This is a genomic window from Pseudomonas lopnurensis (assembly GCF_015070855.1).
Lineage (GTDB): Bacteria > Pseudomonadota > Gammaproteobacteria > Pseudomonadales > Pseudomonadaceae > Stutzerimonas > Stutzerimonas lopnurensis.
In genome coordinates this window covers 80417-94210 of the sequence record NZ_JADDIX010000091.1, presented here as the reverse complement: position 1 = coordinate 94210, position 13794 = coordinate 80417, and the positions used below count along the sequence as shown (strand labels likewise).

Below are 13794 nucleotides of genomic sequence, written 5' to 3'. Positions count from 1 at the left end.
CGGCGTTCGGTGTGCCGAATGTTCAATGCCGTGACAAATGCATTGCCCGATGCCTCGCGCGTTGGGCTTCGCGGGCTCAACCCAACCTACACCTGCACCACGTAGGTTGGGTCGGGACGCGTAGCCTGAGCCGCAGAGCGGCGAAGCCCAACGAGACACCGAGCGTTCGACCCACGCCGGCGTTCGGTGTGCCGAATGTTCAATGCCGTGACAAATGCATTGCCCAATGCCACGCGTGTTGGGCTTCGCTGAGCTCAGGCTGCGCGCCCCGACCCAACCTACGGTTTAGTGCTTGCCGGATATCAGGCGCGCAGCAGCGCCTTGGCCATCTTCGGCGAGAGCTGCGCTTCGCTGAATTGCGGTTCGTTCGGTGGGTAGAGCAGGTCCTCGATGATGCTGTAGCCATGTTCCTTGCCGAGGGCGATCACGTCGCGAACCTTTTCGCAGGCTTTGAGTTTTTCGCCGAGCGCCGGGTCGTTCATGGCTTGGCTCGAGAAGGCTTGGATTTCCTTGATGGACATAGGGATCTCTCTGTTGCTGTGGCTGAAGCCAGCTTCGAATGGCAGGCGAGGCATGGCATAGCAATTTCGATGCCTTAATTTATTTCATTTAATATCAATAGGTTAGATAGAGATCAGCGGTTGTTCGAATGTCGCATTGGCGACAATCGAACAACCGCTCGCTCCAGCGGGAGCTCGATTCGCGTCCATGCATCCGTGCATCAAGGCGCAAATCGTCACTCCTTAGAGAAGAGGCAGACTGTAGCTGACGATCAGGCGGTTCTCGTCCATATCGGTGGCCGCGTTGCTGCGAAAGCTCGCGTTGCGCCAGGACAGCCCGAGCCCCTTGAGCGCCCCGTCCTGCAGGGTGTAGTCCAGGCGGAAGTCGCGCTCCCACTCCTTGCGGTCGCTCTGCGCGCTGTCGATGTTGTCGCCCGACAGGTACACCACCGAGGCTTTCAGGCCCGGCACGCCGAGCTTGCCGAAGTCGTAGCCGTAGCCGGCCAGCCAGGTGCGTTCGCCGGCGCCGAGGAACTTGGCGATCTGGCGGTCGGTGATCAGGTAGGCGGTGGCGCCGTCGCCCTGGTTGAGGAAGGGGAAGGCGCTATCGCCCGAGACCTGTTGGTAGCCGGCGCTCAGCTCGTGGCCGCTGTGGCTGTAGGTGAGCAGGGCGCTCCAGGTGCGGTTGTCCACTTCGCCGGTCTTGCTGTCGCCGGCCGACCAGTAACCGCTGCTGCGATAGCCTTCGGCGCGCCCGGATACGCTGCCGTTCTTGCCGTCGGAATCGCTGTAGAAATAGCGCAGGTCGCTCTTCAGGTTGCCACCGGCCACGCCCCAGTTGTGCACCAGCCCCAGGAAGTGCTGCTGGTAGAAGTCTTCCAGGTTGCCGTAGTAGTACTGCGCGGTCAGGTCCTTGGTGAGCTTGTAGTCACCGCCGACGAAGTAGAAGGCGTTGGCATCGGCCACCGGTGTGGTCGCCGGACTGCCGGTGGGGCGCGCGGCGCCGGAGATGCGCAGGCCGATGTCGTCGGTGGAGCTGCGGGTCTTGGTGTGCTCCAGCTTGCCGGCGGTCAGCGTCAGGCCATCGATCTCCCGGGACGTGATCTGACCGCCCTCGAACAGTTGCGGCAGCAGGCGGCCGTCGTTGTAGTTCACTACCGGCAGCTTGGGTAGCAGGGTACCGACGCGCAGTTCGGTCTTGGACAGGCGTGCCTTGGCGGTGGCCCCTGCCTTGCTGTAGTCGTGCTCGGCGTTGCCATCGCTGTCCAGCGGGAACAGCGCACCCGGGGTACGGTCGATGCCGGCCTTGCCGGAACGGCCCCCGCCGTCCAGGCGCACGCCGAGCAGGCCGATGGCATCCACGCCGACACCGACGGTGCCCTCGGTGAAGCCAGACTGGAAGTTGAGAATAAAACCCTGCCCCCACTCCTTGCTGGAAGGCGCGCTCTGATTGCGGGTGTCCTGGTTGAAGTAGAAGTTGCGCAGGTCGAGGCTGGCCTTGCTGTCCTCGATGAAGGCTCCCTGCGCCGGCATGACCATCAGTTGTGCCATGAAACCGGCCAACGCGACCCGCATGATCGAAAATTTGTCCATTCGTTGCTACTCCTGAAAATGTTAGGGATGCGATATTTTTATTGTTTTCATATATAGATAAAGCAAGCCGCGTGCCCCTGCCGATAATCATTTATTTGTATGTAATTCAATTAGTTATTGTTTTTTACGTCGACCGAACGATGGAGGGAAGAGGATAAATGTCGGCTGTTTATTGTGTTTGTAAGTAAATTGACAAAGGCTCTTTGCGGCTTTGCCTGGACGATGGATGCGTCGGTTGGGTGGGGTGAATAGCGTCGCAGTCAAACATCACTCCGCGTAGCGGGCAGGCCCTTTGCTGCGGAAGTTGAATGGTGCAATGCAGGATCGATGGCGCTGCGTAGTTGGGGTCAGCCGAAAGCGGCGAAGCCCAACGCCGTTCTCACCTCAGCAACGCTATAAAGCCTTTATCTGCGTCCATGGCGACGGGCCGGGGAACGGTGCCCAACTGTCGGCGGAGCGGCGGGTGATGCGCGCTAGCAGCGGCGTTCCCGCGGCATCCTGACGCTGACGAAACGGGAACAGCCTTTAGCTATGACGCCATACCTTGATGGCGGACACCGCCAGGATGCCCGCCAGGAGGGGGAGCAGTACGGCATTGGACACTCGTCCCAATAACTGCCCGCCAAGCCAGGCGCCGGCCAGAGATCCAGCGGCCATCATGATTACGAATGGCAGGTTGCGCTGCAGCACTTGAAAGCTGCTATCGCGGCTGTAGCGAAGAAAGCCCACGACCATGGTGGGCAGGCTGATTGCCAACGAAAGGCTGCCAGCGAGTTTGATATCGGTGCCGAATAACAGTATCAGCGTGGGGATCAGGAACTCTCCCCCAGCGACCCCCATGAGCGAGGCAATCACCCCGATGACGAATCCTGCAGCAATGCCCGCCACCGCTTGCACCCAGCCTCCGAGTGCTGGGCCTGCGGACGGATGATCATGGCCGAGCAGCAACATCGCGGCGATCAATACCAATAAGGTAGCCAGTACGCGATATAGCGTCCGACTTGTCATTCGGGTGGCCCAGCCGGCGCCGAGCCAGGCACCGAGAAGACTCCCTGCCAAGAGATTGAGGATGATGGTCCCATTGGCCAGAATTTCCGGGAAGGGAATCGCCTGGGAGCGGAACAGCAAGGCGGAGGCCACCACAACCAGACTCAGGGTCTTGTTCAAAATGACCGCCGAAAGTGCGGTGAAACCAAATAAGCCGATCAGCAGCGGTAAACGGAATTCGGCGCCGCCCAGCCCGATCAGCCCTCCCAGAATGCCGATGGAAAGCCCGGTGAGTGTGGCGAGTGCAAGTCGTGGCGTGTCGATGGCTGCGGTGAGCATCGCTGATTCCTTTTTGGTGTGCGCTCCGGCAGTCACGCAAAGGGCGCCGGGCGGGCTATCGCGGAGTCATCGCCGTGAAGCCGTTGCACTGGACGTAACAGGCTGTCCCCCTGTTCATCCCAGCAGTGCGACGGCCTTGATCTGCGCCCATAGCGGCAGGCCCGGCGCGATGCCCAGTTGGTCGGCCGAACGGCGAGTGATGCGCGCCAGCAGCGGCGTGCCGCCGGCATCCAGGCGCACCAGCACATGCGCCGGGGTATCCGCCGCGGCCAACGCCTCGACTCGCGCGGGCAACAAATTGGTGATGCTGCTGCCTTCGGCGCGCTCCAGCGCCAGGCTGACGTCGCGGGCATGCACACGAAAGCGCAGGCGCTGGCCGATGGCTTCCGGGCGGCGCGCCACCAGCACTTCGCCGCCGGGGAAGGTCAGACGCGTCAGGTGATAGACGTCGTCGTGCCCGGCCACCACGGATTCGACCACCACGCCGGCATCCTCGCCAAGGGCGGTGGGCAGGTCGAGGCGGGCCAGGGTTTCGCGCAGGCCGCCCTGGGCGATCGTCTTGCCCTGATCCAGCAGCACCACGTGGTCGGCCAGGCGCGCGACTTCATCGGGCGAGTGGCTGACGTAGAGCACGGGGATGTCCAGCTCCTCGCGCAGACGTTCGAGGTAGGGCAGGATCTCGTTCTTGCGCTTGAGGTCCAGCGCCGCCAGGGGCTCGTCCATCAGCAGCAGGCGCGGGCTGGTGAGCAGGGCGCGGGCGATGCCGACGCGCTGGCGTTCGCCACCGGACAACCGCCCCGGCAGGCGGTCCAGCAGATGTTCGATGCCCAGCAGCTTCACCACATGATCCCAGTCCACCCGGCGCTGCGCCGCCTTGACCCGGCGCAGGCCATATTCCAGGTTGCGCCGTGCCGACAGGTGCGGGAACAGGCTGGCCTCCTGGAACACATAGCCCAGGGCGCGCTTGTGCGCCGGGACGAAGAGGCCTGTCGCGCTGTCCTGCCAGCGTTCGCCGTTGACTTCCAGGTACGCCTCGCTGGCGCGTTCCAGGCCGGCGACGCAGCGCAGGCAGGTGGTCTTGCCCGAGCCCGAGTGGCCGAACAGCGCCGTCACGCCGCGGCCGGGCAGGGTCAGGTCCACATCCAGTTCGAACCCTGGCCAGGCCAGGTGGAAGCGGGCGAGGATCTGCCCGGCGGGTGACGAATCGGTCATGCGAGTCCTTTCAGTTGAAGCCGGGCTTGAAGCGGCGGCCGGAATAGAGCGCCAGCAGCACGAAGAAGGAGAACACCACCATGCCGCCGGCCAGCCAGTGCGCCTGGGCATATTCCATGGCCTCGACGTGATCGAAGATCTGTACCGAGACCGTGCGGGTGACGCCGGGGATGTTGCCGCCGATCATCAATACCACGCCGAACTCGCCGACGGTATGGGCGAAGCCGAGGATCGAGGCGGTGACGAAGCCCGGCTTGGCCAGCGGCAGCACCACGCTGAAGAAGGTGTCCCAGGGGCTGGCGCGCAGGGTGGCGGCGACTTCCAGCGGCCGCTCGCCGATGGCTTCGAAGGCGTTCTGCAGCGGCTGCACGACGAACGGCATGGAATAGAACACCGAGCCCACCACCAGGCCGGCGAAAGTGAAGGGCAGGGTGCCCAGCCCGAGGGACTGGGTGAACTGGCCCACGGGGCCGTGTGGTCCCATGGTGACCAGCAGGTAGAAACCGAGCACCGTCGGCGGCAGCACCAGCGGCAAAGCCACTACCGCGCCGACCGGTCCCTTGAGCCGCGATCGCGTTCGTGCCAGCCACCAGGCGATGGGCGTACCGATGAGCAGCAGCAGCAGCGTGGTCAGCGAGGCCAGCTCCAGCGTGAGGCGGATGGCGGCGATATCGTGGGTGGACAGCGGCATGGATGACGGCTCAGCTCTCGTAGCCGTACGCGGCGATCACCTTGGCGGCCTGCGGCCCTTTCAGGTAGTCGACCAGCGCCTGGGCAGCCGGGTTGCCGGCGCCTTTCTTCAGGAGCACCGCGTCCTGGCGGATCGGCTCGTACATGTCGTCCGGGACCATCCAGGCGGAGCCTTCGGTGATCTCGCCGTCCTTGTATACCTGGGACAGGGCGACGAAACCCAGCTCGGCGTTGCCGGTGGCGACGAACTGGTAGGCCTGGGTGATGTTGCTGCCCTCGACGAGTTTCGGCCGGACAGCCTCGCTCAGACCGAGTTTGTCCAGCACCTGGGTGGCGGCCAGGCCGTAGGGCGCGGTCTTCGGGTTGGCGATGGACAGGTGCTTGAAGTCGTTCCTCTGCAGTGTCTCGCCCTGTTCGTCGACGTAGCCGGGTTGCGCCGACCAGAGCACCAGCTTGCCGATGGCGTAGGTGAAGCGCGAGCCGGGGACGATTTCGCCTTCGCTTTCCAGTTTCGCCGGCGTGCTGTCGTCGGCGGAGAGGAAGACTTCGAAGGGTGCGCCATTCTTGATCTGGGTATAGAGGCCGCCGGTGGGGCCGAGCGATGTCACCACTTTGTGACCGGTTTCCTTCTCGAAGGCTTCTGCGATTTCCTTGATCGGCGCGGTGAAATTGGCCGCCACGGCGATGGTCACTTCGGCGGCCTGGGCCGAGCAGGCCAGTAGACCGGCGCCCAGGGCGACGAACAGGCGGGACAGGGTATTCATGGTCACACTCCTTGCTGTTGGGATGATGTCGGGTCGCGGGTAAAGGCGTTGTCGTCGGTTATTCGTATACGGCCAGGATCACGCTGGATGCCTTGAAGAAGGCGCCGACCGGGGTTCCTGGCGCCAGATCCAGTTCCTGGCAGCTTTCGGCGGTGATCACGCAGGTCACGCTGCGTCCGGACGGCAAGGTCAGGGTCACCTCGCTGTTCACCGGCCCTTCGTGGGTCGCGCTGACTTTCCCCCAGAGCTGGTTGCGTGCGGTGAGCTTCACCGAGCGATCGGTGACCAGCATCACCGAGGACGACTTGACCAGTGCGAATACCTCGCGGCCGATGGCCAGGTCCAGGTTCTCCGCGCTGGCACGGGTGATGATCGCGGCGATCTCGGTCTGCTCGTCGAGCTGGATGCGCACCTCGTAGTCGACGCCGCCGACCCGCAGTCCGGTGATGGTGCCGGCGAACTGGTTGCGCGCACTGGTCTTCATGCTCATGCGCTGCATGAGTTTCTGGAACGACTGGACATCACCACCGTTCACCTCCTTGAGCCGTTCGGTCAGCCGATCGAGCGTGGCCTGGTATTCGATTTCCAGGGCGCGGTACATGGCCACGATGCGGCGCCCATAGTCGGTGAGCTGGGTGCCGCCACCCTGGCGGCCGCCAGCGACGCGTTTGACCAGGGGTTCGGGCGCCAGGTTGTTCATGGTGTCGACAGCGTCCCAGGCCGCCTTGTAGGACAGCGGCACGGCCTTGGCGGCGCGGTTGATCGATCCTTCACGCTCGATCGACTCCAGCAGGCGGATGCGGGTATCGCTCAGGGCCGTTCCGACGTCGGTGTCCAGGGACATGCGGGCGAGATAGCGGGTCGCGTTCATGGCTTTCATCCGTTCTTTATCGTTGCCGGTTTATATAAAGCAAGCCGTATGCCAGTGCTGGATTTCCTGTGGTTCCGTCGCTATAACTCAGCCGAGTACAGTTCATCCGTTGGTGCAGGGTTAGCTTGCCGACAATTCTATGTAGTCAATCATATAACGATGTCGCAAAGGCGACACGGGAGGACTGGCATGAAAATAAGTGCTCGCAACGTATTCAAGGGAACCGTCCTGGCGCTGCAGCCCGGTGCGGTCAATGCGCTGGTGACGATCGATCTGGGCCAGGGCGATAGCCTGACCTCGGTCGTCACCATGGAGAGCGCGTCCTCCCTGGAGCTGGCTGCCGGCAAGGAAGTGCTGGCCATCGTCAAGGCGCCCTGGGTCATGCTGGTATGCGATGGCGACGATGTTCGCCTGTCCGCGCGCAACCAGCTGCGCGGTGTGGTGAAGCATGTCGAGCCAGGTTCGGTGAACAGCGAGGTGACCCTGACGCTGCCGGGCGGCACCGAGGTGACGTCGGTGGTGACCCGGGACGCCGTGAAGGAACTGGGGCTCGAGCCGGGCGTCAGCGCCACGGCGATCATCAAGGCATCCAACGTAATCCTCGGCGTGCCGGCCTGAAGCGACCGGCTGTCCGAGGGGGCGGCGCCCACGGGGCCGCCCTGCCACTGTCCCTCTGCCGCCTTCATCGCCGCGTTAAAAAAGGCTCGTATGCGAGCCAATCAAATGCTCATTACACTCGTGAGCTGCGCTTTTGCCTGTTTTTTGTCTTGCGTCGACAGCCTCACCTACGTTTTCAGAGGCGCGCTGAAAACCTTGCGTCGGCCAACTGCCAGCCCCACGGACGGCGGGAAGAGGTGCCGCTCCGATGGCTGTGCCTCGATCGGTACGGTTCGCTCTGGACGCCGTCAAGCCTCGCCATCAAGGCTGTAGCCTTTGCAACATTGTTATTGGTTCGACTAATAGGAAACGCCGGATCAGCGCATGTGTCGCTAGCTGCAGAAATCCCCGCCTCTTTCTTTCGCCACAAAATATTCAATTAATACAGTTCATTGGGAGCCTTTTTAGACGCGGATGCCGACGCTTTGAGCGGTTTCAATGATGCTGGCACATGGCTTGCTTGGGGGGATTTGTCGTTTCTATTTATATTTGAGAGTAAATAACTAAGCCTCTCTTGGTAGCCGGCAAACGCTGTCTGTCCGGGTTTTTCGGGACCGGGCGTTTCGTCTTGCTTCTACAGGTAGTGCAGCGATCGGAGTCGGCGGACGACGCGACGACGATACCCGTGTGCGCTTCCAGGCCGGCCTGAGATCTGAACCGCCGGCCTTCGACCCTTGAATACGAAAGGCAAAGGAGAATCTGAGATGAATGCACATTGGCTGGCGGGGTTGATCGACTACGGCGTGATCGGGCTGCTGCTGATCCTCAGCCTGGCGGTAGTAGCGGTCGGCCTGGAGCGCGTCTTCAGCTACCGGCGCATCGATCCTGCTGCGTTCGGCGACCTCAAGTCGCTGGAGCTGGAACTGTCAGGGAAGCTGGTGGTGATTTCCCTGGTGGCGGCCAATGCGCCCTATATCGGCCTGCTCGGCACCGTGCTGGGCATCATGCTGACCTTCTACCAGATGGGCATGGACGCCAACATCGACACCCTGCAGATCATGGTCGGCCTGGCCCTGGCGCTCAAGGCCACCGCCGTGGGGCTGCTGGTCGCCCTGGTGGCGGTGGTGTTCTACAACCTGCTGCTGCGCCAGGCCAAGGTGCTGATGCTCAGGTGGGAGATCGCCCATGGATGAAAAGCCATTCGAAAGCATGAACATGATCCCCTTCATCGACATCATGCTGGTACTGCTGACCATTGTGCTGATGACTTCCAGCTTCATCGTCAGCGGCAAGATCCCGGTGAACCTGCCCCAGGCCACCGCCAGCGCGCCGGATCGGAGCGAGCAGCGCACCATCGAGCTCGATGCCGAGGGAGCCATCTACCTGGACAGTCAGCCGATGACCACCGAGGCGCTTGGCCGCGCGATAGAGGAAGAGGACCGGGAAACCGCTTTCCTGCTGCGCGCCGACCAGGCCGTCAGCCTGCAGCATTTCGTCGACGTGGTGGACGTGCTCAAGCAGCTGGGCTTTGGCAAGGTGGCGGTGCAGACGGAGAGCGGCGGACGGTGAACGGCATGCAGGTTTCGTTGACGGCGGCCGGTTCCGTAGCGCCATCGCCGACAGGGCAGCGCACTGGCTTCGGTCTGGGGCAGGGTTTCATGGTGTCGCTGCTGCTGCATGGCGCTCTGCTGACGCCCTGGCTGCTGCGCGACTACCTGACCGCGCCGCCACCCAGCCAGGAGCAACTGGTGGTGGAACTGTTCGGCATGGTCTCCGCCCGCCAGGTGGAGGAGCGGGTTGCCGGTGCCGATATCGACCAGCCGGCAATGGACTCACCCCCGGACGCGCCACCGCCGCCGCCACCGTCCCCTCAAGCGCCACCGCCTCCACCGCCACCGGAGGAACCTCGGGAAATGCACAGGGAGTCACCCGCGCCCAGTCCGGTGCAGGTCGAACCGATCGCCGAACCGCAGCCGCCCGCGCCGAAGCCGCCTGCGCCCAGTTCGGATTCCCCCTCGACCCCGCCGACACCGACACCCAGGCCGGTGGTCGAGAGCAGCGCACCCCAGGTCCGGGGAGCCGAAGAGCAGCAGCAACAGCAGACCCTGCGTAACCAGGATGCCGAAGCCGATGCTCTGCGCCGCTACCTGGCCGAACTGAAGAGGGCGATCCAGTCCCACCTGGACTACCCGGCGGAGGCGAGGCGGGCTGGCCAGGTCGGCGTGCCGGTGGTGAGTTTCCGTCTTGGCGAGGATGGATATATCCAGGCCGGTTCTCTGCAGGTTCGCCGCAGCAGTGGTTATTCGCTGCTGGATCGCAAGGCATTGGAGGCGGCCAAGGCCAGCGCGCCCTTCGAGCGGCCGCCCAGGGCCATGGAGGTGGCCATCGCGGTGTCCTTCGTACAGGAGCGCCCGAAGAACTGATCCAGCAGCGAACCAGCGGTCATTCGAACACCCTTGAAGGCTTAGCCACGTCGCCAGGGCCGTTGCCGCTTCGTCGCGAGCCGCGTTACTGCGAGGAAGCTCTCGCAGGCAGGAGGGTCGCGAAAGGCCGCTTACCTTCGAGAGCCGGCATGCTTGCGCTGTGGCGCGATCTGCGTCGCTCGCCGTTCGTATGAGCCAGCAGGCTTCATGGCTCGCGCCTTGCTTTCGCGCGAACGGGCTCCGGCGTGGCTGAAGACGGCGGCGCTTTGCCCAATACCGCACAAAGTCGCGTGCGGTCTGTAGCAAAGCAGACCAATAGGCTGTTCAAGGATCAACGAAATCAACGGGTTGGGTCAGGGCACGGGCTTTGCTGTGTTGCCTCCACCGTTCTGCATGGCCGTCAGGAGCCCGGGAAAAACATGAAGCTGCTTATCGATAGACCACACGTCGAGGCGCTGGTCCGGGAATTCCCACCGCTGGCTTCCTTGACCGAGCAGTTGAAGTTCGGCAACAGGGCCGAGGTGCTTCTGGAGCAGCTCGACGCGGCGCAACTGGATTGTCTGCATCGCCTGTACCTGGCCGCCGGCCCGGCGATGGAGCTGCGCGCCGCTCAGATCGCTGCCCTGCGGCGGGCATTGGACGAAGGAAATGCGCGCTATGCCGAGGGCGATCTGCAACGGATGCTGCCGGCCCTCGCCGAGTTCCTCGTACGCGATGCCAGCAAGGGCTGGCTGTTTCTCATGAACGCCGCCGGCAAGCCGCTCGCCTATCTGGTGACCCGCCTGGACTACACCCCGCCGGGAGAAGAGGAGAGCGGGCGTATCCTGATCGAGTTGAAAGCCAATGCCATGGCGCGGATCGCTGTACTGACCGTGCAGATACTGGAGCGTGATCTGGCTGGGCGGACGCTGCCGGAAATCCTGATCGCCAAGGGGTTTCTCAAGGAAACCCCGGAATTGCTTGCCGCCTACGAACACTCGGCCACGCGTTTCTTCGACTGGCGTTCGGAGTATGGCCGGCAGTTCTCCGCATCCGGTACCGGCATATTCGCCGAGGACCCCAGCGCCAGCCACCGTACCACCGACTGGTCGCGCAAGAGCCGGGTGGTGCTGTCCTCCAGCGGTGGCTTGGCGCGGCTGGTGAACGACGAGGCGATCCTCAAGGACCGGGCGCTGGTGCTGGACGCTCCGGGCGACGTGTTGGGCAAATACCTGCGCAAGGCCGGGCGTAGCCTGCGCTATGACGAAGGCGTGGAGAAAACCGCGGAAGCCTTGTGCCGGGAGATTCCCGAAGGGTTGTTCCGCGAGCTGCCGGTGCATGGCTATGTGCTGATGTACCACCTCGAGCTGCACCATCACCTGTGGGTGCACGTCGACGACATGCGGCCTTACGAATACCAGCCCCAGCTCAAGGAAAAGCTGATCCTGCCGCCGGAGCAGACTGACCTGATCGACATCCTCACCGCCGAGATGGATGTGCTGATGGACGACATCGTCGCGGGCAAGTCCGGCGGCACCACGGTGCTCTGCGCGGGCCCGCCGGGCGTGGGCAAGACGCTCACCGCCGAGGTGTACTCGGAGATCATCCGCCGGCCTCTGTACCGGGTGCATTCGGGGCAGTTGGGCCTGAGCGTGGCGGAGATGGAAACCACCCTCAAGGCCACCCTGACCCGGGCCCAGCGCTGGGGCGCGGTGATGCTGATCGACGAGGCCGACGTGTACATCAAGCGCCGCGACGACAACATCGTCGCCAACGCCGTGGTGGGCGTGTTCCTGCGCGTGCTCGAGTATTTCAACGGTCTGCTGTTCCTCACCACCAACCGCGTCGACGATATCGACGAGGCGGTGGTTTCCCGCTGCATCGCGCTGATCCGTTACTACCCGCCGGGCCTGGAGGACCGCCAGCGCATCTGGGGCGTGATGACCGCCCAGTTCGGCCTGGCGGTGGACGACGGGCTGTCGCGCCTGCTCGCCGAGCGCTTTCCCCGGGCCAGCGGGCGCGATATCAAGGGGTTGGCCAAGCTGGTGGCCAAGTACTGCCAGCACAAGTCGGTGGCGCCGAGCCTGGAAGTGTTCCAGCGTTGCAGCCTGTTCCGCGGCATGGAGATCGGCGAGGCCGGCTGAACCAGGCATGAGGCTGGCCGATGCGCCGTCCCGGTTGCCCGGCGATGGGATGTGGGGCCGCGAACATGCGGCTGATCGTATTGCAGCATGTTGGAATGGGCGAGGTCGGGCGAGTGTCGCGTCACAAATGCTCTGTCGCTTGTCGTGGGCGCGGATTCATCGGCGAATTTCGCGGTTGACGCGATATGGACCGACTGGGACGGCGTTCACGCGGCGGGCATTTTCCGCTTGCGGCACGCAGGTCGCGCGAATACTGTTTTTTCATACAGTATCTGGCCGGCAGGTGCAGGGATGGGCAGCACGACCAAGAACCACCTCCTCGGCTATTCCACCAGAACCCTGATCTTCTTCACTGCCGGGGAAGCCGGCGGCATCGATGCCTCGGTGCGCATCGCACCGATCCGCAGGAGCAGCTCAAGTCGTGCCTGCAGCGCTTCTCCCGTACAAGGACGTACAGCATGCCCAAACTTCCTTTACTCGACCCCAAGCTAGACGTGATCTTCAAGCGCCTGTTCGCCGAGGCGCCGGACCTGTTGGCCGATCTCATCAATGCGGTGCGCAGCGATGAGCCGCCCATCGTCGAATTGCAGGTTCTCAACCCGCAGATCGCCCCGGAGGAGCTCACCGGCAAGTTCATCGTGCTGGACATCCTTGCCCGCGACCTGACTGGGCAGTTGTTCAACATCGAGATGCAAACCCGCAACCACGCCGGCTGGCCCTCGCGCAGTCTCTACTACCTGGCCCGCAACCTGGGTCGGCAGTTGCAGGGCGGGGAAGGCTATCATCAGGTGCAGCCGGTGATCGGCATCCACCTGATGGACTTCGATCTTTTCGGGGAGGCGCAGGCCTGCTGGGCTTTTGAATTACGCGACCGCCAGCGCCCCGAGGTACGACTGGACCGTAGCCTGCAACTGCACCTGATCGAACTACCCAAGGCCGATCGACTGCATTCCCAAGCTGGCAGCGCTCTGGCAGACTGGGTTGCATACCTCAAGCATTGGCAGGAGGACAACCTCATGCAAAGCATCGAAAGCCCCGCGGTTCAGAAGGCCCGTGAGCGCCTGCAGGCGCTGTCAGCCGACGACGAGGCCCAGCGCCTGGCGTTCGTCCGCGAACGTGCGCTGCGCGACGAGGTGACGGAGAAGGCGGAGGCCGAGGCCAAAGGCCGGGCAGAGGGTCGTGCTGAAGGAGAGGCTATCGGGCAGGCCAAAGGCCAAGCCAATACCCTGCGCCGCCAATTGCAGATCAAATTCGGCGAGTTGCCCGACGCCCTCGAACAGCGGCTGCAGACCGCCAGCGAAGCCGAGCTGACCGCCTGGGCCGAGCGGGTATTGTTCGCCGAAGGGCTTGAGCAGGTGTTTTCGGGCTGATCGGGTGGTGTCGGTAGAGGGCCGTCCAGGCGGAAATTCGCCGTGCGAGTTTCCGGCACCAGCGACAGGCATAGGGCGGGTTGCAACCCGCCATTGCGAGGCCGGGTGTAGTGCAATGACCGCGCGGGTTTCACCCGCCCTACGGGGCTGCAGACCGCCAGCGAAGCCGAGTTGGCCGCCTGGGCCGAGCGGGTATTGTTCGCCGAACGGCTTGATCAGGTGTTTTCGGGCTGATCGGGTGGTGTCGGTAGAGGGCCGTGCAGGCGAAAATTCGCCGTGCGAACTTCCGGCACCAGCGACAGGCGTAGGGCGGGTTGCAACCCGC

The 13794-nt window shown here is 63.6% G+C and carries 13 protein-coding genes and 1 pseudogene; 6 read left to right on the top strand and 8 right to left on the bottom strand.

Going from position 1 to position 13794, the window contains the following annotated elements; genetic code table 11:
* Nucleotides 1–302: 302 nt before the first annotated feature.
* From IN820_RS18790 to IN820_RS18760, 8 genes and pseudogenes are all read right to left on the bottom strand, one after another.
* The gene (locus IN820_RS18790; protein ID WP_193682412.1) at nt 303–521 is read right to left on the bottom strand and encodes a Nif11-like leader peptide family natural product precursor; all 219 of its coding nucleotides are present in this window, start codon (nt 519–521) and stop codon (nt 303–305) included.
* A gap of 222 nt (nt 522–743) precedes the next feature.
* Entirely contained in the window at nt 744–2075 is a 1332-nt protein-coding gene (locus tag IN820_RS18785; RefSeq protein WP_408005250.1) for an OprD family porin, read from the bottom strand.
* Between the two features lie 411 nt (nt 2076–2486).
* Nucleotides 2487–2597 (bottom strand): annotated as a pseudogene (locus IN820_RS23025) (molybdenum ABC transporter ATP-binding protein); the annotation flags it as partial.
* A gap of 21 nt (nt 2598–2618) precedes the next feature.
* Nucleotides 2619–3419: a sulfite exporter TauE/SafE family protein gene (locus tag IN820_RS18780; RefSeq protein WP_193682410.1), complete on the bottom strand. Its 801-nt coding sequence runs from the start codon at nt 3417–3419 to the stop codon at nt 2619–2621.
* Between the two features lie 114 nt (nt 3420–3533).
* Nucleotides 3534–4631, bottom strand: coding sequence for a molybdenum ABC transporter ATP-binding protein (gene modC / locus IN820_RS18775; protein ID WP_193682409.1), 1098 nt, complete (start codon nt 4629–4631; stop codon nt 3534–3536).
* Between the two features lie 10 nt (nt 4632–4641).
* Nucleotides 4642–5322 (bottom strand): molybdate ABC transporter permease subunit, encoded by a 681-nt coding sequence (modB, locus tag IN820_RS18770; RefSeq protein ID WP_193682408.1) that lies wholly within the window; start codon nt 5320–5322, stop codon nt 4642–4644.
* Nucleotides 5323–5332: 10 nt separating this feature from the next.
* Nucleotides 5333–6085, bottom strand: coding sequence for a molybdate ABC transporter substrate-binding protein (modA, locus tag IN820_RS18765; protein ID WP_193682407.1), 753 nt, complete (start codon nt 6083–6085; stop codon nt 5333–5335).
* A gap of 58 nt (nt 6086–6143) precedes the next feature.
* Nucleotides 6144–6956, bottom strand: coding sequence for a TOBE domain-containing protein (locus IN820_RS18760; protein ID WP_193682406.1), 813 nt, complete (start codon nt 6954–6956; stop codon nt 6144–6146).
* Nucleotides 6957–7145: 189 nt separating this feature from the next.
* On the opposite strand from IN820_RS18760, the gene IN820_RS18755 reads away from it, so the two are divergent.
* From IN820_RS18755 to IN820_RS18730, 6 genes are all read left to right on the top strand, one after another.
* A complete protein-coding gene (locus IN820_RS18755; RefSeq protein ID WP_193682405.1) occupies nt 7146–7574 on the top strand; it encodes a TOBE domain-containing protein in 429 nt (142 codons plus the stop codon).
* A 743-nt stretch (nt 7575–8317) separates the two neighbouring features.
* The gene (exbB, locus tag IN820_RS18750; protein ID WP_193682404.1) at nt 8318–8746 is read left to right on the top strand and encodes a TonB-system energizer ExbB; all 429 of its coding nucleotides are present in this window, start codon (nt 8318–8320) and stop codon (nt 8744–8746) included.
* Complete coding sequence (locus IN820_RS18745) at nt 8739–9122, top strand: ExbD/TolR family protein (protein WP_193682403.1); 384 nt, start codon at nt 8739–8741, stop codon at nt 9120–9122. Before exbB ends, IN820_RS18745 begins: the two co-directional genes overlap by 8 nt.
* 5 nt (nt 9123–9127) lie before the next feature.
* Nucleotides 9128–9976 carry an energy transducer TonB gene (locus IN820_RS18740; protein WP_193682402.1) on the top strand — a complete coding sequence of 283 codons (849 nt, stop codon included), beginning with the start codon at nt 9128–9130 and terminating at the stop codon, nt 9974–9976.
* 419 nt (nt 9977–10395) lie between these two features.
* Nucleotides 10396–12099 (top strand): AAA family ATPase, encoded by a 1704-nt coding sequence (locus IN820_RS18735; protein WP_193682401.1) that lies wholly within the window; start codon nt 10396–10398, stop codon nt 12097–12099.
* Between the two features lie 185 nt (nt 12100–12284).
* Nucleotides 12285–13469 carry an Rpn family recombination-promoting nuclease/putative transposase gene (locus tag IN820_RS18730; protein WP_235989197.1) on the top strand — a complete coding sequence of 395 codons (1185 nt, stop codon included), beginning with the start codon at nt 12285–12287 and terminating at the stop codon, nt 13467–13469.
* Nucleotides 13470–13794 lie beyond the last annotated feature (325 nt).